The sequence below is a fragment of the Amycolatopsis sp. CA-161197 genome, from assembly GCF_050942255.1.
Taxonomy (GTDB): Bacteria; Actinomycetota; Actinomycetes; order Mycobacteriales; family Pseudonocardiaceae; genus Amycolatopsis.
In genome coordinates this window covers 1,719,202-1,741,749 of record NZ_CP192059.1, presented here as the reverse complement: position 1 = coordinate 1,741,749, position 22,548 = coordinate 1,719,202, and the positions used below count along the sequence as shown (strand labels likewise).

Below are 22,548 nucleotides of genomic sequence, written 5' to 3'. Positions count from 1 at the left end.
CCAGGATGTACACAACCGCAGCCGTCGAAGCGTCGATCATGACGCTGCCCAAACCATCGGGTGAACTTTACCGACGAGCCCACGAGTGCCGCCTTCTGGCCGGAAAGGTCTGCCTCGCACTGATTCCGCGCTTGATGTGGTCAGTCCGGGGAGCACACGCACCTGGGGCAAGGGATGCCGACGATCTAGGGGCGACAATGACACGTCTTTCGAATAGGAGCACTTGCACGGCTGCGCTGGTTGCGACGATCGGGATAGGCCTGGGTGCAACGGCTTGTGGATCTGGTGGCGCCTCAGTCCCCACACCAGCGACGCCAACCACATCGTCGTCAACCCCGAGCAGCGCGGCCGCGTCGCCCGAAGAAGTCGCGTCGCAGAAGGCAACCCGGGCGTACTTGGCGATGTGGGGCGACGTCGCCGCCGTGGCTGCGACGTCCGATTGGCAGTCGTCGCGGCTGTCTGACCACGCGACTGGTGACGCGCTTTCAGTGCTATCTAGGCAAATGTACGCCGACCACGCGAATGGCCTGATCACGAAGGGGCGACCCGTCAGTGTGCCGGTCGTTGAGTCTGTGGAGCCGCAGAGCGCCCCGAAGACCGTCCGGATCCGTGATTGTTCAGACGCGAGCGGATGGTTGAAGTACCGTGCTGACACGGGAAGCCCGTCGACACTGAGCCTGGCGGCAAGCACTTGATCAACGCCGAGGTCAAGCTGGCGGTCGACGACTCGTGGAGGGTGACTCGGTTCGCCGTGGCGGGGACAGGCTCATGCTGACCGTCAAACGCGCGGCCGCGTTGACGGTGTTGACCTCCTCGGCCGTGCTCGCGTGCGCGGGGCCGGCGCTGGCGGGCGACTGGTACGGCGATGTCGACTGTGGCCAGTCGTCTTACGCGGGTTGTGAGCTCGGTGCGGGGCAAGGCGGGAACGAGGCAACTCCCCCGCCAGGCCGTGGCGGTTCGCTGCCGCCGAAGGAGCCCGGAGAGCAGGCTCCTTCCACTCCGCCGGATGATACCAAGGTCGGGAAGGACGATCGTGCCCAGTGCTCATACGTGCGCAGCGACTACCAGCCCCCGTCGGGTGTGAAGACCGCAAGCTACCGGCCGAGTTCGACAGGTGCGAGGTTCGTGTCGTTGTCCCGGGCCGAGCAGGGTCACGCGTTGCCGGCGCAGGCCGGGAGCACGAGTGGTGCGTGGTACGTCTACCGCTGCACGGGACCAGGAGCGCGGGACGCGCTGTACCGCGCCCCGGTCTGGATTCCTGATGACCAAGCCCCAGGAGGCGGGCCGGCTCCCTCGCCAGAAGAGCTGGCGCGGCAGGCTCGGTCACAGTTGCGGTTGCCTAGCCCGGTGATCGCGTCGAGCCCGGCCGGGACTCAGCTGGTGCGTCTGCCGACGTGGCTCTGGCTGGACCGCGGGTTCTGGCAGGCGCGCACGGCCACGGCTGAGGTACCCGCGGTGTCAGTGACCGCGACGGCGACGCCGACGTCGGTGGCGTGGTCGATGGGGGACGGCACGACAGTGACCTGCGCCGGGCCGGGAACACCATTCCCCGGTTCGCGCGACCCGAAAGCGGCGTCGCCGGACTGCGGGCACACGTATCAGCATTCTTCGGCCGGCATGCCGGTCGAACGGTTTCCCGTCACGGCGACGGTGTCGTGGCGGATCACGTGGGCGGGCGCCGGCGCATCAGGGACGTTCCCGGACTTCACCACCAGCGGGTCGGCGGCGTTGCGGGTCGCTGAGTCGCAAGCCCTCGGAACCGGCTAGGGCCACGCCCGCGCCTTGAACTGAATCATCGTTTTCCTTTCTGGACTGCGGTTTCCATGAATTCGCGGTGCGGGTTAGCCATGCTTGGAGGGCCGTCATGACGAGTACCGACACATCCACGAGGGGCCGCGCGTCCTCGGACGGGCTCCGGCCGGTTTCGTGGCTGGGCCCTTCGGGGTCGCGCGGAGCGGCGGCACCGCGCCGTCGTCGCCGACTGCCGCATCTGGTGGCGGGCGTTCTGCTGGTGGTGTTGTGCGTCGGAGGCGCGGTGTGGTGGACGACCGCAAGCCATGAGCGAGTTGCCGTGCTGGCGACCGCGCATTCTGTGCTGGTCGGGCATGTGCTCGCCCCGGTCGATCTGCGCAGCGTCGAGGTGTCGGTGGGGCCAGGGCTGGTCGTCGTCCCGGCGGATCAGGCCCGGGGCCTGGTGGGGCGGACGATGGCGACCAGCCTGGGCCCGGGGGCGTTGCTCACGCCGGACGCCGTCGGTGCGACCGCGATACCGGCAGCAGGGCGCTGCGTGGTTGCGGTCGGAGTGAAACCCGGCCAGTTCCCGCCGGAGCTCGCCGCAGGCTCCCGGGTCGCCGTGGTCGTCACGGCGAGCGGCGAAGCTGCACCAGGCGACGCGGGACCTGTTTCGGGCACGTCATGGCTGGGGACGGTCGTCGGCATGACCTCGGCGGCCGGTGACCAGACGACGGTTGTCTCGCTAGATCTCGACGAGGTTGGAGCTGCGCAGCTGGCGCAGGTCCAGGCCGGGCGTTTGGCGCTGGTACTTCAGTCCGCGGGCGGTGGGCGCTGATGCTGGTGGCCTTGTGCTCGCTGAAGGGCTCCCCCGGAGTGACCACGGTGGCCGTGGCCCTGGCGACGCAGTGGCCGCGGCCGGAGCTCACCTACCGCCTGGTCGCCGAGGTCGACCCGTCCGGCGGCGATCTGGCAATGCGGTTCGGCGTGCCCGCCACCCCCGGTCTGGTGAGCTTGGCCGCGGTCGCGCGCCGCACCGGTGACCCCACAGCCGTGTGGGAGCACACCCGTCCGCTGCCGGACGGTGTGCGGATGCTGCTGGCACCACCCGGCGGTGTTCACGCGCGTGCGGCGTTGCACACGATGGCCGCCGGGGCGGGAAGGTCGATGCTGCGCGAATTGTCGCGCGATCCCCGCGTCGTGGTGCTAGCCGACTGCGGCCGGATCGACCCCGGCTCCCCGGCAGAAGCTGTTGCGCGCCAGTCCGACACGTTGCTGGTTCTGACGCGGACGCACGCCGAGGATCTCGCGCATGCCGCGGCCCGGCTGACGGAGCTGGCCGGCTGGACGCCTCGACCGGGGTTGTTGCTCGTGGGAGAGGGATACCCGACGGCCGATGTCGAGCGCGGCCTCGGCGTGCCCGCCGTGGGGCGGATTCCGCACGACCCGGCCGTCGGAGCCGTCCCAGGCGGTAGGCGTCGCCGCCGCCCCGGCGCGCTGGACCGGCAGGCCGCTTTGCTTGCGCGCAGCCTGGTCACCGGCGCACCGACCTCGACGTTGCCATCGCCAGTGGGCGGATTGTTCACCGTGCCTGGGGGTCCGTCCCAGCAAGTGCGGCTTCCCGGCGGCGAGGTCGTCCGGTACCCGCACCCACCGCTTCAGCACCTGCGACCGGTACCCATGCCGCCGGCACGAGACGTCGGTTCAGCGCGCAACGGCCATCCTCTTCGTGTTGTCGGGAGGGATTCGGCATGACGTCGACCGGCAACGCTCCCCGAACGACTCGCTCGGCGGCAACTGAGCCGAGCCCAGGTGAGGACCGGCTACGCACTCGGCTTCGCCACGCAGTCATCGCCGACCTTCCGACGCAAGTCGACGCTGCCGCACAGTCCTCGGGTGATCCGCTGAGCCTGTCTCGGCGCCGAGAGATCGGCCGCGAGCTACTCGAGACGGCGATCGCTAAGCACAGCGAAGCCGAGCTGCTTGCCGGGCGCGCGCTGGTGGACTCCGCGACGGAGCAGCGGCTGGTCGACCAGGTGCTCGACGAGGTGTTCGGCCTTGGCGGCCTGCAACCGCTGCTCGCGGATTCCAGTGTGGAGACGATCGCGGTGAACCGCTTCGACCGGGTTTTCGTCCAGCACAACGACGGGCGCCGTACGCGGGCCGCACCGGTGGCAGCGTCCAATGAGGAATTGACCGAGCTGATCCGCACTCTCGCGGCGCGCGCGTCGTCGGAGGAACGACGGTTCGATCGCGGCTCGCCCGCGTTGAATCTCCAGCTGCCGGGTGGAGAGCGCCTGTTCGCGGTCCTGGGGCTGACGGCGGGCGGGGTGACGGCCTGCACGATCCGCCGGCACGGCTACCTGACCGCCACCCTCGGGCAACTGCGCCGACGCGGCACTCTCGACGTCGGGCTGGAGCGATTCCTCCGTGCGATGGTGCGGGCGCGGAAGAACGCGTTGATCACCGGCGGCACCGGGGCGGGCAAGACGACGCTGCTGCGCGGTTTGGCTTCGGAGATGGACCCGATGGAGCGGGTGGTCACCATCGAGGATGCGTTCGAGCTCGGTCTCGATCGGGATCCCGCTCTGCACGCGGACGTGACCGCGTTGCAGGCCAGAGAGGCGAACGTAGAGGGCGAAGGCGCGGTCGATCAGGCCGAGCTGGTCCGGTGGGGCCTGCGGATGTCGCCGGACCGCGTGATCGTCGGCGAGATCCGGGGCCCCGAGGTCATCCCGATGTGCAACGCGATGTCGCAGGGCAACGACGGCTCGATGGCCACCTTGCATGCCTCCAGCTCGAAGATCGCCTTCACCCGCCTGGCCTCCTACGCCGCCCAAGGCCCGGAGCGACTGTCGCTGGAGTCGACCGCGTTGCTGGTGGCGAGCGCGGTGCATTTCGTCGTCCACCTCGACCGTGCCGCCGACCGCACTACGCGGGTGATCGCCTCGATCCGCGAGGTCGTCGACGCCGACGGCGGCACGGTGATCTCCAACGAGGTCTACCGCCGCGGTCCGGACCGTCGCGCCGTCCCGGTGCCAGGAGCGCTGCGCGCCGACACCCTCGACGACCTGGTCGCGGCCGGGTTCGACTCGGAGCTGCTCACCCAGCCCGAAGGGTGGTGGACCCCATGACCATCGACACCATGCTCATCGCCGCCGGCCTCGGCGCCGGTGCTGCCGGCGGGGTCCTGCTCATCCTTGCCACCGGGCGTCGTGGCACGCCCACGAGTGTCAAAGTCAGTCGCCTGCAGGTTCTCGCGCGCAAGTTGCGGGATCGGCGGGTGCTGCTGCGCCTGTCCGTGGCGCTCGCCGCGGGCATCGTGGCCGCGGCCGTGACCGGCTGGGTGGTCGGCGTGGTGCTGGCCGCGGCGGCGGTCTGGTTCCTGCCCCAGCTCGTCGGCCCGGACCGTACGCACGCGCGGCGGGTTGCGCGGATTGAGGCGATCGCCGGTTGGACGGAGATGCTGCGCGACGTCCTCTCCGCCGCCGCCGGTCTCGAGCAAGCCATGCTCGAGACCGCCCGTCTCACCCCGCCCGCGATCCGACCCGAGATCACCAGTCTCGCCGCCAGGTTGTCGAGCGGGCAGCGTCTGGCGCAGGCGCTGCGGCAGCTGGCCGGGGAGCTGGGCCATCCGATGGCCGACCTCGTCCTCGCCGCCTTGGTGCTGGCCGCCGAGCGACAGGCCCGCCAGCTCACCGACCTGCTCGGCTCGCTGGCGACCACCGCGCGCGAGCAGGCGGCGACGTGGATGCGAATCGAGTCCGGGCGCGCCCGCATCCGCACCTCGGTCCGCGTGGTTGTGGCCACCACGCTGGTCTTCGCTGGTGGGGTCGTCGTGTTCGACCGCGCTTATCTCGACGTCTACAACACCGCTGGCGGCCAGCTCGTCCTGCTGCTCATCGGCGGAGCATTCGCCGCCGGGTTCGCCTGGCTCACCCGCATCGCCGCCAGCGCCGGCCAGACCCGCCCCCTCATCCTCGAAACGCCGGTTGAGCCTGACGGGGCCGCAGGGGCGCACGACGGAGGTGAGCGCGGATGATTCCCGCGCTCCTGCTTGGCACCGGCACGGGCGGTGGCCTCTGGCTGCTGCTGATTTGGGCCTTCCCGCCCCGCCCCGCGCTTGGTGAGCGCCTCGCACAGCTCGTACCATCGCCCGCGGCGCCGATCACGACCACCCGCGACGCCGCGTGGGTCCGGCGGTGGGGTCGACCGGTTGTGCACTTGCTGCGCGCCCTGGGCTTGCCCAGGGCCCCGATCGAGACCGACTTGCGGGTCCTCGGCCGCGGCGCCGACACCCACCTCGCCACGAAAGGCCTGCTCGCCTTCGCGGGGCTCCTCGCGCCGTGGCTGCTTCACGCCCTGCTTGCGGCGGCCGGAGTGGCGCTGGGAACGGAGGTGTCGCTGGCAGGCGGGATGGTCCTGGCCGCACTGGGCTTCTGCCTGCCCGACCTCGTCGTCCGAGCGAAGGCGGCCCGCTGCCGGCGCGAGTTCCGAGCCGCGCTCTCGGCGTACCTCGACCTGGTGTGGATCACCCTCGCCGGCGGCGCCGGTGTCGAAGCCGCGTTGATCGACGCCGTCACTGTCGGCCACGGACCCGCGTTCGGCAAGATCCGCCACGCTCTGCACGCCGCCCAGCTCACCCGCACCACCCCGTGGGCCGCGCTGCGCCGGCTCGGCGAAGAACTCGACATCACCGAGTTGGCCGAGCTCGCCGCCTCGCTCTCGCTGGCCGGCACCGAAGGCGCCCGTATCCGCGTGTCGCTCGCCGCGAAAGCGAAGGCCCTGCGCACCCACCAGCTCACCGACGCCGAAGGCGATGCTCAAGCCGCCACCGAACGCATGGCCCTGCCCGTGGCCCTGCTGTTCCTCGGCTTCTTGACCTTCATCGCCTACCCGGCAGTACTGCAAGTCCTCAATGGACTTTAACTGCGACCGCACCGTCCGGTTGACACGAAAGGTCTAACACGCCACGACAACGAAGGAAGTTTGATGTGGAACAACATGCACACCCTCTGGACAGTCGTCTGCGCACGCATCGCGGTGTTGCGGGCCGAGTCGGAGCGCGGGGAGATCACGACCACCGTCATCGTCACCGCGTTGCTGGCCCTCGCCGCGATCGCCATCGTCGCGATCATCGTGGCCAAGCTGACCGCGAAGGCGAATTCGATCGACCTCGGCAGCTGACTCCCTCACCTCCCACGATGGGCGCACGCCTCGAGCGCGCGCTGCGGGGTGACCGAGGCGAGGTCACCGCCGAGCTGGTCATCGTCATCCCAGTGCTGTTCCTGGCCCTGATGGCGATCATCCAGTTTGTGCTGTGGTCACACGCCACCCACGTCGCCCAGGCCGCCACCGCCCAAGCCCTCGCCGCCGCGCGCACCCAGGACGGCACCGCCGGCACCGGGCACGCGGCCGGACAACAACTGCTCGAAGACCTCGCCCGTGGACCACTGCAGAACCCGCAGTTGACGGTGTCCCGAGGGCCGACGGCGGTGTCGGTCGCCGTCCAGGGCGAGGCCGCCGCCGTCGTGCCCGGCCTGCACCTGCACGTCCACGCCGAAGCCGCCGGGGCAGTCGAACGCTTCGTCCCCGACATCCCGGGAGCCCGCTGACACCTCGCGCCGCAGGCACACAAGCGGCGCGGCACGCGAACGGAACATGCCATGACCACACGAATCACCACCACGCCGGTGCGCACCGGGACCTTCCACGACGGACCCGACACGCTGCTGCTCAACCCGCAGACACGAGGGCGCCGATGGCGCCGTGAACGCCTGCGTGCCTTGTTGCTGCCGCAGACTCTCCTCATCGCACTTGCCGGAGCTGCCGCGCCGGACGTGATCCAGGTATTGCCCGTATGGGCCGACGTCATCGCGAACTTGAGGGTGATCACCGTTTTGGGCGCCGGGATCATCCTGGCCGTCGGGGTCGGCAGGTTCCTGCGCATGCCCACCGACCACCGTCACCCGCTGGCCCGGCCGTGCCGCCTTGACCGCGTCCGCGGCGAGTTCTTCTTCCGCAGCAGGGACTTCGCCGACCTCGGACCCGAAAATTACCTGCGCGTAAGAAATTTGGTCGCCGGCGTGGACGAGCTGCATCGCAGCCCGGCGCGTGCCTGGCTCGACCCGCAGCTCTGCGCCGAGGTGCACCAGCTCGTGTGGCAGACCCTGACTTGCCTGGACCGCACCCGCGCTGCGCGCAGCCTCGCGGCCGAACTCGCCACCGAGCCCGACACCGACACCGCTGCGCTCGCCGCCGAGGCCCGGGAGGCCGTCGCGGTGATCGACGACGCCCTGGGCCAGGTAGTTCTTCACCTGCACGGCTGCCTGGCGCTGACCCGCGCGTGGGAGGCCCAAGCTTGGTCCACCGAGCTGACCGCGCGCACCGACCGGGCTCTGGCTGAGCTGCCCGAAAGCGACCTCCTGCACCAGCTGGCCGAGGCCGCCGAGGAACTCCCGCAACGCGTGTTCGCCTACATCACCGCCGCTCGCGATGTCACCGGCGCCGGCACCTTCCCGTGGGAGCGGCCGCGCTCAACCTGGCCACAGCCCGGCGGCGTCACCTCCCGGCGCGCCACCTGGAACCGCACCGGACGTGCAGGTGACGGCGGGGGATCACCGTGACCCGCCTGCGTCCTGCCGTCGGGTGGCTGCGGCGATGGTGGGCCGATGAGCAGGGGTCGGTGACCGTCGAGACGGTGATCGTGGTCCCGTTCCTGGTGCTGCTGCTGGTGTTCGTCGCCGTGTTCGTGCACCGCGGGGTCGACGCGCGGCTGCGGCTGGACGACGCCGCCCACCAGGCCGCCCGCGCTGCCACCCTGCAACGCACGATCGCGGCCGCCACCACCGCGGCGGGCGACACCGCCAGCAGCGCACTCGCCCAGGCCGGGATCGTGTGCCGTGCAATCACCACGGCCCTGACCGGGACCCTCGCCCCTGCCAGCAGCGTCACGGTCACCGTGCGCTGCAGCGTCGACTTCGGGCAAGCCGCGCTCCTCGGCGTCCCCTCCACCAGGACGCTCGCCTCCACCGCCAGCGAAGTCGTCGACACCTACCGCTCCCAACCCGCCGGAGCCACGCCATGACCCGCCGACCGGAGGGCGGATGGGGTTACTGGTGGCGCGCCGAGCGCGGCCAGGTGACCGTCCTCGTGGTCGTCCTGCTCGTTGCGCTGCTTGCCCTGGCTGGCCTGAGTCTGGACGGCGGCCTCGCGCTGGCCAGCAAGGTCCGTGCCGGCGGGCAGGCCGAATCCGCCGCCCGCGCCGGCGCTCAAGCCCTCGACCTTACGACCTACCGCACCACCGGCCAGCTCCGTCTCGACCCGGCCCACGCACAGCAGCTCGCCCAGAACTACCTCGCCAGTGTCGGCGCCACCGGCACCGTCCAGGTCGGCGGCGACACCGTGACCGTCGAGATCACCACCACCTACCGAACCCAGCTGATGTCGCTGATCGGCGTGCGCGACATCCGCACCCACGGCCACGGCGCCGCCCATCCCCAACGCGGCGTCACCGCCATCGAGCCCTGACCGCCACTACGAGCAATCTACGAGCAGGAAGGGAGAACAGGCATGGTCACCTCCGAACAGGAGATCGCCCGTCGCCTCGAGGAGACCGACTCCGCCCGCAGCGCCCGCCGAACCAAGGCCGCCACTACGATCGGCGAGCTGGCCCGTCGCCACAGCGACCTCGCCGGCCAGCTCGCCGAGCTCGAACGAGAGCTCGGCGCAACCCTCGCCGCGGCCGAGGATGTCATCGACGTGCCCGAGCTGGCCCAGATCACCGACATCCCCACAACCGACCTTGCCCGCTGGCGCGACCAGGCCGCCAAGCCCGTCCGGGCCGGTAAGCGCAAGCGCACCAGCAGCCCGAAGGACAACGGCCTGCCTCCCACGGCAGCCGCCGCACGGCCACCGCAGTTCAGCACGCCGAACCCTGCTGTCGCAGGCGCGGCACCCAGCTGATGGCCTCCCCTGGTCACCGTGTCGCGCGCACGGTCCGGCTATTGGGCTGGACTGTGCGCGGCCTGTTCGCGGCCGCGTTGCTCGTGGCCCTACTGGCGGGGCTCCCGCTCGTGCTGATCTACGGCGTCGGGTGGCCGTTGCCCGACCATGTGCCGAGCCTCGACGAGGTCGAATCGCTGCTGCTGACGCCGATGTCGAGCACGTTCCTGCTCAACACGCTCGCCTGCGTGGCCTGGCTGCTGTGGACGGTGTTCGTCCTCGACGTCGCCGCCTGCACGGTGGACGTGGTGCGTGGCGCGCGCTGGCCGCAGCACAGCGGGCCCGTGCGCCGCATCGCTGCCGCCCTGGTCGGCACGCTGCTGGTTGCGCTGCTCGGCCGCACGGCCACCGCGGCACCAGCCAGCACGCCCTCGCTCGGACATCCTCAGAGCCACACCACGTCCGTCGCTGCGGCGGCGGATGGCCGCGATACCGCCGCGGCCCCCGAGGCGACGCTGCCGGCGCAACGCGTGGGCCCTGGTGTCGAACGTGTGCGCGAGCCGCGCAACGGAGTCCACGACTCGTTGTGGCGCGTCGCGCAGCGCTGCCTCGGTGACGGCGATCGATGGCCGGAGATCTGGGCGCTCAACCGCGGCAGCGCGCAGCCCCAGGGGCGAATTCTAAGCAACCCCAACCTGCTTCACCCCGGTGACCTGCTTCGTTTGCCCGTCCGTGAGCCGGCTTCCACCACGGTCGATCCTGTCCAACCCGCCGCCCCGCACCACATCGCGCCGACCCTGCCGAGTTCGGACCCGACGCCATCCCCGCAGGCCGTCCCGCCGTCCGCCTCGGTCGCCGCCCCCGCCCCGGCGAAGGTGCGCGCCGAGCACAGCGAGGGCGTGGTGACCTGGGGCGAGGGCGAGGTGTTCATTGGGCTCGGGCTGGCGACCGCGGTGAGTGCGCTGCTGCTGCTTGCCCGTCGGCGCCGCCACGCGCGTTACCAGCCCGGCAGCGGTCGCCGCGGCGACGACCTCCCGGCCGCCCCGATCGTCTACCAGCTGCGCCAGGCCCATCTGCGCGCCCAGTGCGACGACGACCTCCCGGTCACCAACCCCGCAGAACCAGACGGCGACGCTAATCCTGCCCCGGACGCAGCTCGCCCGACCGAGCCGCACGACGCCAACGAGTCCATCGCCGCATCGGAACCCGCCGGAAGCCCGGGGAGCGGCGCCGCGCAGGTGTTCACAACCGGAGTTCGAAGGGTCGTCGGCGCGAGCGGAGGAACCGGCCCGAGGAGCCCGCTCTCAGCGGTCGACCTCGCCCTCGCACCCGGCGCGAGCGACGAGTCCGCGGCCGCCGGGTTCGGAGGAGGAGGAACGCAGATCGCGCTCGACCTGGCCCATGTGCACGGCCTCGGGCTCGTCGGGCCCGGCGCCTACGCCGCAGCTCGCGCACTGCTTCTCGACATCCTTACCGCGCCCGCCGGGCGGGCCGCGCCGAAGGTTCTGGTCCCCGCCGCCGACCTGTCTCGAGTGACCGGCCTGTCAATACCCGCCACGAGCCTGCCACGGGCCATCACCGTCACGATCGATCTCGATGCGGCCCTAAGCCGGCTCGACACCGACCCCGCCGAGCCACACCAGCCCCGCATGTTGATCGCGACACCGCCGCGCGAGCCGAGCCCCCAAGCGCGCCTACAGCAGCTGCTCGACAACGGCGGCACCGCCGGAATCACTGCCGTGCTGCTGGGCCAATGGCGCCCCGGCGCGACCGCCTACGTCACCGCCGCCGGCATCATCTCCGCTACCGATCCGGGCCCCGGCGAACCCCTACGTGGGGCGCGCGCATTCACGTTGCCGGAGGCCGCGACTCGCGACCTGCTGGCCTTCCTGCACACCACCACGCCCCACGACAACCCCGAAAGCGGGACCGACGATGCCGACCCGCGCTGTTACGCGCCCGCGCCCCAACTGGCTGTGACACCATCGGAGGCGGTCGCACCGTCCCCAACCCAGAACGCCGGAGTCGGCCCGCAACGCCTGGAAATCACCGCGTCGACACCCCCTCCGGAAATGTCACTGGCCAAGGCCGGCGAACCGCGCGATGTGCCGCGCCCGCGCGCGGCCGGTGCGGGCTCCGGGCCACCCGTGCCCCTGGCACTGAGTGTGTTCGGTGCTCCGGCCCTGCACTGGCGTCCCGGCCCCGGCCGGCCCGAGACCGGGGTGCGTGACCTGTCTGGCGAGCTGAGCAGTCGACCGGTCGAACTCCTGGTTTTTCTTGCAGTGCATCCGGGAGGTGTATCCCGGGACATCATCGTCGACGCCCTCTGGCCCGATGTGCCGCCCCGCAACCCAGCCAGCGTGCTGCGCACCGTGCTCTCGCGCATCCGCCGCTCCCTCGATGCCGCCACCGGCGGCTGCGCCGGCGAACTGGTGGTGGCCGAGCAGGGCCAGTACCGGCTCGATCCGGCCGTGGTGGAGGTGGACTACTGGGGCTTCGCCGACGCGGTGACGCGCCGCCGCGCCGCCACCACAGCGGAACGGCGCACCGACGCTTACGAGGAGATCGTCACGCACTACGGCGGTGCTTTGGCGGAGGGCCTGGATTCCGAGTGGCTCATCGCTGCCCGGGAAGCGACCCGCCGCGACGCGCTCGACGCTGTGGCCGGTCTCGCCCGCGCGCGGGTCACGACCGACCCCGACTACACCCTGGATCTGCTGGAGACCGCGCGGACGTTCGATCCCCACAACGAGCTGCTCTACCGCGACATCATGCGCCTGCAACACACGCTCGGCCGGCACGACGCCATCTCCCGAACCCTGAGCCTACTGCGGACCCGTCTGGCCGAAATCGACGCCATGCCCACCGCGGACACCGTCGACCTCGCCCAGCGGTTGCGTGCCCGCGACCCCGGAATGCCGGTCGAGGACCTTTCTCGATCCACGGCACCGTGAATGACCGCTGCGCGAAGCTCGAATACGAAACTCGCGTACCGGAATCGAGATGCCATTCGTAGGCGGTAAAGGCAGTTGCGCAGAACAGCAAAATACCTCGATCTCTTCCCGTGGTACCGCCCGCGCCGATGCTAGCGTCCACCGTGGCAGCACAATCGTCGAGGGTGAAGAAAAAGAACGTCGTGGGCGTGAACCGGTATTACCCCATAATCCGGCCACCGTTCTGGATCGGGTGCTGCCGAAGCCTTCCGCGCACCGAAGAGGCCCTCCGGCGCCATGGTGGCCTCCGGTGCTTCCGGTGCGACGAGAGGGCCCCGAGGGCCCGTTCGCACACAGTGGCCCGCCTACTCCGCGCGACAGGCGCGGCCGGTGACGACTCGGAGCGTGACTGCCAGCCGTGGGGCCGCCGACCCGGCCACTCAGCCTCGTCCTCCGGTATCCGCCTAAGGCGGATCCCCCCGTGTCGACCGTTATCGCAGCTCAGGACCCCTCCAGGGGGATCCACCGGTGTCCCAGACTCGCTTGACCCCAAGCAGGTAAACACATCAGGCCCGGCGGCGGTGTCAGGTGGCCCGATCATCGTTTCACCACTGGTCGCCAATGCACTTCGCTCGCTTTCCCCTTCCCTTGTCTTTCGCTTCTTTTTATTCAAAAATTATATCTGCCCGCGGCTTCCGCTGCGGCCGGCGCTCCCAGCCCAGGCTGACCCGCAACTGTCTGACCTGCGCAAACAATTCCGTGAATTCGTTTTCTCCACGTCGACAAATGGAAGAAATTCCGCGAAATTGATCCCGGAAACTATTGCGCTCCGCGCGGGGTCGAGTTACGTTTGCTGTGTCACCGGGAAACCGGAAACCACAAACCGCCCCGGCCACATACTCCGGGAAGCCGGAAAAATCCGAAACTCACGAACGGGGACCGCTATGTGCATTATTGAAAGCGAACGGATTTACGACGAAAACCCTGAGGTGTAGGTCGAACTCCCCGGGTAAGCCGCACCCATCGGGCACGCCGCCGCTGGTGACGTGCCTGCCCCGTGCCCCGCACGGCCCCGTCGCCCCCATTGTTCGAACCCGCACGAAAGGACCCGACACCATGACCACGCCAGCCACGACTCCGGTCCCGGGCAGCACGTCTGCCGCCCCGGGCGCGGCCAACCGACTGCGCAACGGCGAACTTCGCCGCATGGTGGCCGAACTACTCGCCCACAACCCGGTCGCCACGCTCACCCCCGGCACCATCGCGAACGCACTCGGCAAATCGTCCGGCGCGGTCGGCAACGCGTTGGCGACGCTGGAAGCGCGCGGGGAAGCCGAAAGGGTCGGCACCAACCCGATGACCTACCGCGCGACCGACACCACCGCCGACGCCGCAAAAACCGCCACGGTCACCCCGCGCGGCGCCACCGCCCCGCCCGCCCCACCCGGCCCCGCCCCGGCACCCGCCCTCCCCGCAGTGGTCACCGCTCCCGTGCGCCGCCCGAACGGGCAGATGTACCACCCGCGCAAGCTGTCGGGGCTGTCGGATGTGACCGCGCTACGGCGGTTGCGGGACGCGGGCGTGTCCGCGCTCATGTACGGCCCGCCCGGTACCGGGAAGACCTCGGTGGTGGAGGCAGCGTTCGACGACCTGGTGACAGTCCAGGGCGACAGCGACACCGTGGTCGATGACTTCGTCGGGTCCTACACCCAAACCCCCGACGGCCGTTACGAATTCGCCTACGGCCCGCTGGTGGCCGCGATGCGTGGGGGGCGCGCACTGTTCATCGACGACGCCACCCTCATCCCGCCGACCGTGCTCGCGGTGGTGTATCCCGCGATGGACGGACGCCGCCAGATACTGATCAAGTCCCACAAAAACGAGGTGGTCGACGCCGCGCCCGGGTTCTACGTCGTGGCCGGACACAACCCCGGGGTGCACGGCGCGGTGCTGAGCGACGCGCTCTCGTCACGGTTCGCCGCGCAGATTCACGTGTCCACCGACTACGACCTCGCCACCCGGCTCAAGATCGACCCCAAAGCGGTGCGCGCGGCGAAGAACCTGGCCCAACGGCAGGACAAGGGCGAGATCGGGTGGGCGCCGCAATTGCGTGAGCTGATGGCGTTCAACCGCATCGCCGATGTGCTGGGAACCGTCGCCGCCGCTGGAAACCTGGTCGGCATCGCCCCCGAGGAGGACCGGGAGGTGGTGGCCGAGGTCGTACGGAATGTGTTCGGCGCGAACGTCGCCCCGCTCTCACTCGGATCACAGTTCTAACCCCGCCAACACCGACCCGCGCGACACTGTCCGGAAAGGACACACGTCATGACGTCCCACATCGCCGCCCCCGCCGCCATACCTACCGCCGTGTTTCCCGCCGCACCCGGGTGGCTGACCCTGTCCGCCGCGTTCGGCGAGGAGGTCCCCTCGATCGCCGACCGTGACGACCTCGCGGTGATCGTCGCACCCGGGGCGGGACACGGTTCCCCCGCCTGTTTCTTCCCCGACCTCGCCACCATCGAGGTCGACGGGTCCCATGTGGACAAGAGTGTCGACCCCGCCACCGTCGAACCTCACCGAGTCGGTGACCGAACGCGCTACCGCACCGCATGGGGGCTATTGACTCACGAGTGCGGCCACGCCAAACACTCCAGGTGGCGCGCACCCGGCGACGCGCCCCCGGGCGCGGTCGCGGCGGCGAACCTGTTGGAAGAAACCCGGATGGAAGCGGCACAAGTCCGCCGCCGCCCGGGCGACCGGTACTGGCTGCGCGCCAGCGCCACCAACCTCATCCTCGCCGACACCCAAGCGAATGACCCCGCAGCCGCACCGCACATGACCCGGCACGACGCCGCCCACAGCGCCGCACTCTTGCTGGCCCGCGTGGACGCAGGCGTCCTCAACCGCCGCGAGGTCACCCGCGTCGAGCGCGTCGTGCGCGACATTCTCGGCACCGACACCCTCACCCAACTCCGCGTGATCTGGCGCGCGGCACACCGCACCGCCGACGACAACGCCGCCGCCATGATCGAACTTGGGCGCCGCTGGTGCGACACAGTCGGCGACGACCCTAACCAGCCACCCGGCACCCCCGACCGCAGCGCCAACGGGACCGGGAACGGGAACGGCACACCGTCCCCATTGGCACAGGCGATCAGCAGCGCCACCGCCGCGATCGGCCGCGCGGTCGCCACCGAACCCGCACCTACCGACCCCGCGACGCAAGCGATGAACGCCCGTGCCGCCGACGGCAAAGCGCGCCAGCAGGCACAGAAAGCCGCGAACACGGTCTTCGGCGGCGCCGCAAGCGGATACGACCCGACCGCCCGCCACATCCAGGGCACCCGGGCACCGCGCAGCACCGAACAAACCGCCGCACGGCAGCTCGCGCGAGCGCTGACCACCGCCGGACACCGCGACCGCACCGCCACCAAAACCCGCTCCACCGTGCCACCCGGGCGGTTGCGGATGCGGGGCGCGATGACCGCCGACGCGCAACGCGCGGCGGGCGCGATCCCCACCGCCGAACCGTTCACCCGCACCACCCGCACCGTCGTGCCCGCCCCGCCGCTGCGGCTGGGCATCATCTGCGACGTCACCGACTCCATGGGTGCCTTCACCGACCCCGTGGCCTCGGCGGCATGGATCCTCGCCCACGCCGCCCGCCACACCGCCGTACCCGCCACCACCGCGACGGTGACCTTCGGCGCGGGCATCGTCACCCCGATCACCCGCCCCGGAACAACCCCGGCCACCGTCACCCAATTCGGCACCCGACGCGGCGGGCACGTCATCGGCACCGCGATCGACGCCCTCGACGGCGCCCTCGACCTGGGCCGCCCGACCGCCGCGCGCCTACTGGTCATCATCTCCGACGGCCAATTCGAGGCCGACAAACGGGCAGCGGGCCAGAAGAAGCTTGACCGGTTGCGCAGCAGCGGTTGCGCGGTGCTGTGGCTCGCGCCCGACGAGCTCGGCACCGACCCGATGAACGGCGCCACCGTGCACACCCTCACCGACCCCGCCACCAGCGCCCGCGCCATCGGACAGGCCGCAACCGCCGCCCTGCGCGCCACCCGCTGAACCCGCCACCACCCGGGGCGGGGCCGCCTCGCCCCGGGGGCCACACCCGACGATCGCCACGGAAAGAGGCGCCAGCCATGACCACCCCGCGCAACACGCCGCCCGATCCTGCCATGCCACCGGGCGCCGTGGCCCCTGTGCCCACCCTGCCGGGAACGGCGCGGCCGCACGGCGCGGCCGACACGTGGGCGTTCATGACCACCGCCCCGCGCGACTTCGCCGACCGCCGCGCTTTCTGGCGGCTGTGGGATCGCCGACTGATCGCCGCCGTGCATGTCGCCACCGCCCTTGAGGTCGACGTCGACACGGTGACCGTGTACGACGATCCCGACCGCCACCACGGCATCGGGCCCCACACAACTCCGGGACGACCTCATCGCCGTCGCCACCGGAGGCCATCACCGGTACTTCATCCCGGACCTGACCGGGCCCGACCCGGTGTGGAGCTGGCTGCTGCTCGGCCAGTGCCCGTACTGCGAAGCATCCTGGGGACCGGTCGCGCGAGTCGCCGGCCTCGCCGACCTTGCGCGCGCACCTCGACCCCGAGTCTGACCACCACGGCACCGACACCGCGCCCCGGGAATTTCACAACGACCCCGGCCACAACCAGCACTGCCTCCACACGACGAACAACGAGGCCCCAGATTGATCGAGACGGGCCCATCGACCGGCGGTCGGGTTTTGCGCGGGCGCGCACCCGATTCCATTCCATGAAGGGAAAGGGTGTCGAGGATGCCTGATCGGGGCGATTCTGCCGACCCGCGAGTGCGGGCGTACATGGCGAGGGTGCGCGCAACACTGGACGAACACATGTGGGCGATTCAGTTCGCGGCGGGATCCGGATCGCGGCCACCACTGGCCTACACGGTCGGGATGACGGCGCACGGAATGTCGGAACTCGTCGCCGTCGGCCTGTCGCCGACATCTGCCGATGCGCTGCTGCACCACGTCGCCGAGCGATCGGTCCGAGATGATCCGCCCCGGCACGGAGACGTGTGCACACTGGCGGGCCTGCTGGGCGTTGAATTCGTGTCGCTCACGGACTCCTCGGCTCACCTGCACGTCGCGACAATGCTGTACGGCACCGCTGTTCGCGCGCTACAGGTGGTGTACTCCGACGAGGCAGGCCGATTCCCCTGGACCTCGTCGTTCCGAGACGGGCGCGGCGGTCAGCCGGTACTCGGCGTGAGGCATCCCCGGAAGCCCGATTGAGCCAAACGGAGAGCGTGCGGCACATCCCGCCGCAGATCCGGCCCCGGTCGGGGCCACTCGCGAATTTCCGACGACAGCCCTTGACCACCATTGCGCACTCGCAACGAGGAGAAGGTCCATGCAGGACAGGAAAAAACGTCTCTTCTGGACGGTTCTGGCCGTCGTGCTGCCGGGACCGTGGACGCCGGTAATCGTGCTGGCCTACATCCTCGGCCGCGCCGCCGAGCGCGACCAGGACGGCGTCGGCTACGGCGAGCCGCCACCGTACCCGCCGCCTGACCCCTACGCCTGCGTCCCCGCACCACTGGGCCCGAATCCCTACAACACCAACCTGGCAAGGGAGTGGTAACTAGTGTCGAGCTACACCGACTTCTACCTCGGACGTGGCGACCACGCGACCCGGTGCCCCCGACGCCCTCGACGAGCTACGCGCTGCTGCCACCACACCTGCGCTATGCCCTCACCGCCGACGACACGGCGGTAGAGCTGGAAATCGAGGTGTTCGGTTACCTCGACGGCGATCCCGCCGCCGAGCGGACCGCCCACGCCCTGTCGATACTGCCCGCCATCAATGGATGGACCGACCCCGCAGGCGGGCCGCCCCGCTTCGGCCTGCGCGAGCTCATCACCGACGAACGCCACACCACACACCCAGTCCTGGCCGACCCACACGCCCGCGCCGTGATCGCCGCCTACTGACTCCCCGCGCCAGCCCAGCCCCTCAACTGCCAGGAGCGGACAGCATGTCACCGAACACCGAGCCTGACGCGCGCGGATTGCAACCAGGAGCGCCCGATTCGCGACGACTCGTTCCAGCAACCGCTGCAGCCCACGCTTTAACTCCCCGCCGCCTTCGCCACAGCGAAGTCGTCGTCCATAGGGAACACGTCCTTGTCGGAATCGGGGTAGGGGTTCGCGCGGGACGGGGTCTATGGACACTCCGTGCGTGCGCGAATGTCAAGCCGGGTCTGTATCTTCGCCTAACTGGCCGCGTCCGGTGACCCGGGCGACGGTGTGTCCACACGAGACACATGTCTTCTTTGACGAATCGCTTGACATGGAGACAACGACGAAGCGTTCATAGACGTGTAGCCCGAACAACCGGATGCGCACCGGCCGGGCCGACGCCCTGGCCGGGCACGACCATTCCATCCCATTCTGTTTCGTACCAAGACATGGAGTTCGTCATGTCCGCGAAGAACCACCACATCCGCGTCGCCGCCGTTGACGGTGACCGCCACCTGCACGCCGTGTCCGACGCACCCGGGCAGCCCAACGCACCGACCACGGAGGACAAAGTCAGGGCGGCCCTGATGGACAGTCCCGGATCCACCCCCGCGGCCGTGGCGATGGCGGCCGGGGTCGGTCGCTCGACCGCCTCGAAGTTCCTGGCCCGCTGGGAGAGTGAGGGCACCGCGATCCGGACCGCAGGCGACAGCCCGCGCACGCCCGATACCTGGGCTCTCGCGACACCCGACCATGACGCCATGGCCGCCGTCGTCGAGGACGCCCAGCCGGAAACGAACGCGACGCCCAGCGCCGAGGTGCCGAGCGATCACGCCAGCGCAATCGCCGACACCACGACCGAGGCCACGGATGCGAGGGAGGCGGCCGACGCCGTAAACCCGGCCGCCGCCGACCCCACGTCGGTGCAGGAGCCGACCGTCGGCTCGGACACCAGCGGCGACCTGGCGACCGACGCCTCCGCCTCGGACAGCACCGCCACGGACTCTGCTGAGGATGCGGCCGTCCCGCCCGCCGACGCCGACGCCGAGAACAGTGGCGTCACACCGGTGCCCGGTGCCGCAGCGGGGGAGCCTGTGGGCGAGGCGGCCGAGACCGGGCCGTCTACGGTGGACCTGCCTGCGGTCGCCGAGACCGCTAGCACGGACGGCGACCGGTTGCCCAAGGGTGGACTCCGGGCCCTGGTGGAGGAGTACCTGACCGACCATCCGGGCGGGAGTTTCGGGCCTGCCAAGATCGGCAGGGACCTCGGCCGTTCGGGCGGTGCGGTCAACAACGCGTTGGAGAAACTCGTCGCCGACGGGTACGCGATCAAAACGTGCGAGGCGCCGAAGCGGTTCACCATCAATCAGGACAAGACCGACGTTCCCGCAACGCCCGGCGGCGCCGACGATTCCGGGCTGAAAGCCTGACTCCCACGCGCGGTTTTGTCCAGACGACGTTGTGCGTGGCGGCTGGTGCCACGCACAACGTCGTCTGGCACGACGGGCGGCGCAATGTCGGCGTCCTCGCCGCCCGCCCGGCCCGTACCTGCCATCAAGCATCGTTCCCCGGCCGCCAGCGGCTGCCGGGAGCACGGATGTTCGCGATTGCTCGGGGGGGATCCGTCCTTGTCGTCATGTTTCTCGTTGATCAGTGTGCGGGGCGGGTGGCGCCGATGTAGCCATCTCCGGGGTACCGGGAGTTGGCGATCTGCACGGGCTGGCCGACGTCGGGGGCATTCACCATTTTGCCGTTTCCTATGTAGAGGCCTACGTGCCAGACCCTGGAAGGTGGTTCGTAGAAGACGAGGTCTCCGGGGAGGAGTGCCTGTCCGTCGGGTACCCCTGGCCCTGCTTGATATTGGGTCTTCGCGGTGCGGGGAAGGACGATCCCGGCCGCGTCGTAGGCGGCCTTGGTCAGCCCTGAACAGTCGAAGCCGCTGTCCCCGCTGTCCGGGCCGTTGCCACCCCAGACGTAGGGCAGCCCCCGTTGCCCACAGGCGTAGTTGATCGCGGTCATCGCCGCAGCGGTAGCGGCCTCAATACGGTCGCAATCACCGCTTCCGGTCGTCGCGTGCGCGGGCTGACAGCGGACCCCCGACAGGGCGTTGGCGATCACCCGTGCCTTGCTTTCGTGCTGGGCGTAGGCGTTCGGGAACCCGGACCCCTGCACCGATTGCGCGGCGGCGGTGATGCTCATTTGCTGCCAGTTCGGTGTGGCGGTGAGGTGTTCGAAGAATTTCGTCGCCGCGTAGGTCGGTGTGGTGACTTGTTGCGGGGTGCCCCACCCCATCGACGGTCGTTGCTGGAACAGACCGAGCGAGTCGCGGTCGCCGAAGTAGATGTTGCGCAGGCTGGATTCCTGCATCGCGGCGGCGATGGCGACGACCCAGCCTCGCTCGGGAACGCCCATCTGCTTGCCGACCGCGACGATGGTGGCGGCGTTGCCCATCTGCTCGGCGGTGAAGCCCGGCACTGTTCCCGTCGGTGTGCCCTTAGGGGTGCAGCTGAGCGAACTGGGCACGCTGCTGCTGCCGAACAGGGAGCTGACGATGCTGGCGACCCCGGCGCCGATGAGCAGCGGGATGACGAGTATCAACGCGGCGACGCCGGCCGCGAGTTTGGGTCCCATGCTTGGCTCGCTCTCCTTTCTGGCCTGGCGCGCGGGAGTCGGCGGGCGAGCAATCCGCGGGATCGGGGTGAATGCGGAAGGCGCGCTGGCTTCAGTGCTCGCAGGCTCAGTGCTCGCCGCGTGCGACCCGGTTCGGTGTGGCCGGCGGGCCGATGGGGCTCGGCGGGGGCAGCCGATACGGCGAGGCCGCCGTGTCATCACCCGCCTCGGCCTCGTCGCCCTCGGCGTCGGGACCGGCCGGCGGTGCCAGGCCGGGCCAGGCGTCGGCGAGGTCGGCGAGGCTGTGTCGCGGGCCGGCGCGATCGGCTCGTGCTGAGGTCAAGGGCAGCCACACCGGCTCGGCCGGGCTCGGATGCGGCGCGGCGGGGTCGAGAAGGTCGGCGGCGGCGGTGGCCACCGGGAGGGTGCGGGGGTCGTCGAGGTCGGCGTGCGCGCGGGCCAGGGCAGCGCGGGCTCCGGCCTCGCGGCGGGTGGTGGGCAGCCACACCAGGACCGGTGTCGCGATCCCGGTCGAGTCGGCCAGCCGCGCGTAGCCGGCCAGCTTGCGCCCGACCTTGGTCAGGGACTCGGTGCCGGTGTCGAACTCAAGGAACCACTCCAGCTCTCGTCCGCCGCCGCGGTGGCGGGTGCGCCAGCGGCCGTAGCCGTCGGGGATGACGAGGTCGCCGAAAAGCCGGGCACAGCGGGCCTCGGACCACCACGCCACCAGTGCGTCGGTGTGGGTGCGGCGGGTGCGGGCGATCAGGGAGGTGAAGAAGTCGTTCACGCCGACGGTATGGGTGAGGCGCTGGTTGTGGGCGATGCCCATGGCACGGTCGTGCCGGTAGCCCAGGTCCTTGACCTCGAGGCCGTGCTCGGCGGCCAGCACGGCGGCCCCGGCCGGGCCGAGGACGTAGTGCATCGGGGCGGAGCCGAGCTGCTGGAAGGGCTGGAACCGGGAGATCGCGCGCCAGAGGTAGAGATCGCGCAGCCGCTGACGCGCCGAGCGGCCGGAGGGGAACGCGGCGTCCTGGATCTGGGCTGTGGTCAGGACCCGGTGCTCGTGCAGCAGGGCCAAGACCCACTTGTCGCGGAGGGTGAGGCGGGCGGCGAGCATGGCCTGGTGCTCGATCGAGCCGGCGGCGCGGGCGGTGTGGCGGCCGGGCAGATGACCGCGCAGGGTGTGCTGGCGGGTGGTCGTCGTGATCAACGGGCCCTCCCCTGTCGAGGGGTCAACAAGCTGTGGACAAGTGCTGTGAATAGGCGGAGATCAGCCCCGGACGGGACCGGTCCTTCGAGCGGTTTCTTT

The 22,548-nt window shown here is 70.4% G+C and carries 21 protein-coding genes; 19 read left to right on the top strand and 2 right to left on the bottom strand.

The annotated features are described in order from the left end of the window. Nucleotides 1-1,347: 1,347 nt before the first annotated feature. The 19 genes from ACQPXB_RS08550 to ACQPXB_RS08460 all read left to right on the top strand — a co-directional run bounded on the left by ACQPXB_RS08550 (nucleotide 1,348) and on the right by ACQPXB_RS08460 (nucleotide 20,059). The gene (locus ACQPXB_RS08550) at nucleotides 1,348-1,767 is read left to right on the top strand and encodes a hypothetical protein (RefSeq protein WP_432850674.1); all 420 of its coding nucleotides are present in this window, start codon (nucleotides 1,348-1,350) and stop codon (nucleotides 1,765-1,767) included. A 304-nt stretch (nucleotides 1,768-2,071) separates the two neighbouring features. Further along, complete coding sequence (locus ACQPXB_RS08545) at nucleotides 2,072-2,569, top strand: hypothetical protein (RefSeq protein ID WP_432850672.1); 498 nt, start codon at nucleotides 2,072-2,074, stop codon at nucleotides 2,567-2,569. After that, on the top strand, nucleotides 2,569-3,486 hold the full coding sequence (locus tag ACQPXB_RS08540; protein WP_432850670.1) for a carbon monoxide dehydrogenase maturation protein: 918 nt from the start codon (nucleotides 2,569-2,571) through the stop codon (nucleotides 3,484-3,486). Before ACQPXB_RS08545 ends, ACQPXB_RS08540 begins: the two co-directional genes overlap by 1 nt. Nucleotides 3,487-3,731: 245 nt before the next feature. Then, nucleotides 3,732-4,865 (top strand): CpaF family protein, encoded by a 1,134-nt coding sequence (locus tag ACQPXB_RS08535; RefSeq protein WP_432850668.1) that lies wholly within the window; start codon nucleotides 3,732-3,734, stop codon nucleotides 4,863-4,865. Beyond that, nucleotides 4,862-5,773 carry a type II secretion system F family protein gene (locus tag ACQPXB_RS08530; RefSeq protein WP_432850666.1) on the top strand — a complete coding sequence of 304 codons (912 nt, stop codon included), beginning with the start codon at nucleotides 4,862-4,864 and terminating at the stop codon, nucleotides 5,771-5,773. Before ACQPXB_RS08535 ends, ACQPXB_RS08530 begins: the two co-directional genes overlap by 4 nt. After that, a complete protein-coding gene (locus ACQPXB_RS08525; protein ID WP_432850664.1) occupies nucleotides 5,770-6,660 on the top strand; it encodes a type II secretion system F family protein in 891 nt (296 codons plus the stop codon). The genes ACQPXB_RS08530 and ACQPXB_RS08525 overlap by 4 nt, the downstream gene beginning before the upstream one ends. Nucleotides 6,661-6,723: 63 nt before the next feature. After that, on the top strand, nucleotides 6,724-6,918 hold the full coding sequence (locus tag ACQPXB_RS08520) for a hypothetical protein (RefSeq protein ID WP_432850662.1): 195 nt from the start codon (nucleotides 6,724-6,726) through the stop codon (nucleotides 6,916-6,918). 17 nt (nucleotides 6,919-6,935) lie between these two features. Further along, a complete protein-coding gene (locus tag ACQPXB_RS08515; RefSeq protein ID WP_432850660.1) occupies nucleotides 6,936-7,346 on the top strand; it encodes a TadE/TadG family type IV pilus assembly protein in 411 nt (136 codons plus the stop codon). Nucleotides 7,347-7,424: 78 nt separating this feature from the next. Further along, entirely contained in the window at nucleotides 7,425-8,357 is a 933-nt protein-coding gene (locus tag ACQPXB_RS08510; RefSeq protein ID WP_432850659.1) for a hypothetical protein, read from the top strand. A gap of 59 nt (nucleotides 8,358-8,416) precedes the next feature. Beyond that, entirely contained in the window at nucleotides 8,417-8,818 is a 402-nt protein-coding gene (locus tag ACQPXB_RS08505; protein ID WP_432850657.1) for a TadE/TadG family type IV pilus assembly protein, read from the top strand. After that, entirely contained in the window at nucleotides 8,815-9,261 is a 447-nt protein-coding gene (locus ACQPXB_RS08500) for a pilus assembly protein TadG-related protein (protein WP_432850655.1), read from the top strand. The genes ACQPXB_RS08505 and ACQPXB_RS08500 overlap by 4 nt, the downstream gene beginning before the upstream one ends. Nucleotides 9,262-9,303: 42 nt before the next feature. Beyond that, nucleotides 9,304-9,696 (top strand): hypothetical protein, encoded by a 393-nt coding sequence (locus ACQPXB_RS08495; protein WP_432850653.1) that lies wholly within the window; start codon nucleotides 9,304-9,306, stop codon nucleotides 9,694-9,696. Between the two features lie 41 nt (nucleotides 9,697-9,737). After that, complete coding sequence (locus tag ACQPXB_RS08490; protein WP_432850651.1) at nucleotides 9,738-12,629, top strand: BTAD domain-containing putative transcriptional regulator; 2,892 nt, start codon at nucleotides 9,738-9,740, stop codon at nucleotides 12,627-12,629. A 1,095-nt stretch (nucleotides 12,630-13,724) separates the two neighbouring features. After that, nucleotides 13,725-14,885 carry an AAA family ATPase gene (locus ACQPXB_RS08485; protein WP_432850649.1) on the top strand — a complete coding sequence of 387 codons (1,161 nt, stop codon included), beginning with the start codon at nucleotides 13,725-13,727 and terminating at the stop codon, nucleotides 14,883-14,885. Between the two features lie 48 nt (nucleotides 14,886-14,933). Next, the gene (locus tag ACQPXB_RS08480) at nucleotides 14,934-16,691 is read left to right on the top strand and encodes a VWA domain-containing protein (protein ID WP_432850647.1); all 1,758 of its coding nucleotides are present in this window, start codon (nucleotides 14,934-14,936) and stop codon (nucleotides 16,689-16,691) included. 786 nt (nucleotides 16,692-17,477) lie between these two features. Continuing rightward, nucleotides 17,478-17,903 (top strand): DUF4262 domain-containing protein, encoded by a 426-nt coding sequence (locus tag ACQPXB_RS08475; RefSeq protein ID WP_432850645.1) that lies wholly within the window; start codon nucleotides 17,478-17,480, stop codon nucleotides 17,901-17,903. 118 nt (nucleotides 17,904-18,021) lie between these two features. Further along, a complete protein-coding gene (locus tag ACQPXB_RS08470; RefSeq protein ID WP_432850643.1) occupies nucleotides 18,022-18,252 on the top strand; it encodes a hypothetical protein in 231 nt (76 codons plus the stop codon). Nucleotides 18,253-18,305: 53 nt separating this feature from the next. Next, nucleotides 18,306-18,602 (top strand): hypothetical protein, encoded by a 297-nt coding sequence (locus ACQPXB_RS08465; protein ID WP_432850641.1) that lies wholly within the window; start codon nucleotides 18,306-18,308, stop codon nucleotides 18,600-18,602. A 476-nt stretch (nucleotides 18,603-19,078) separates the two neighbouring features. Further along, a complete protein-coding gene (locus ACQPXB_RS08460) occupies nucleotides 19,079-20,059 on the top strand; it encodes a hypothetical protein (protein ID WP_432850640.1) in 981 nt (326 codons plus the stop codon). Nucleotides 20,060-20,279: 220 nt separating this feature from the next. Here the strand turns inward: ACQPXB_RS08460 and ACQPXB_RS08455 are convergent, their stop codons facing one another. Together ACQPXB_RS08455 and ACQPXB_RS08450 are read right to left on the bottom strand one after the other, a co-directional pair. After that, on the bottom strand, nucleotides 20,280-21,260 hold the full coding sequence (locus ACQPXB_RS08455) for a C40 family peptidase (RefSeq protein ID WP_432850638.1): 981 nt from the start codon (nucleotides 21,258-21,260) through the stop codon (nucleotides 20,280-20,282). A 106-nt stretch (nucleotides 21,261-21,366) separates the two neighbouring features. After that, complete coding sequence (locus ACQPXB_RS08450; protein ID WP_432850636.1) at nucleotides 21,367-22,449, bottom strand: replication-relaxation family protein; 1,083 nt, start codon at nucleotides 22,447-22,449, stop codon at nucleotides 21,367-21,369. Nucleotides 22,450-22,548 lie beyond the last annotated feature (99 nt).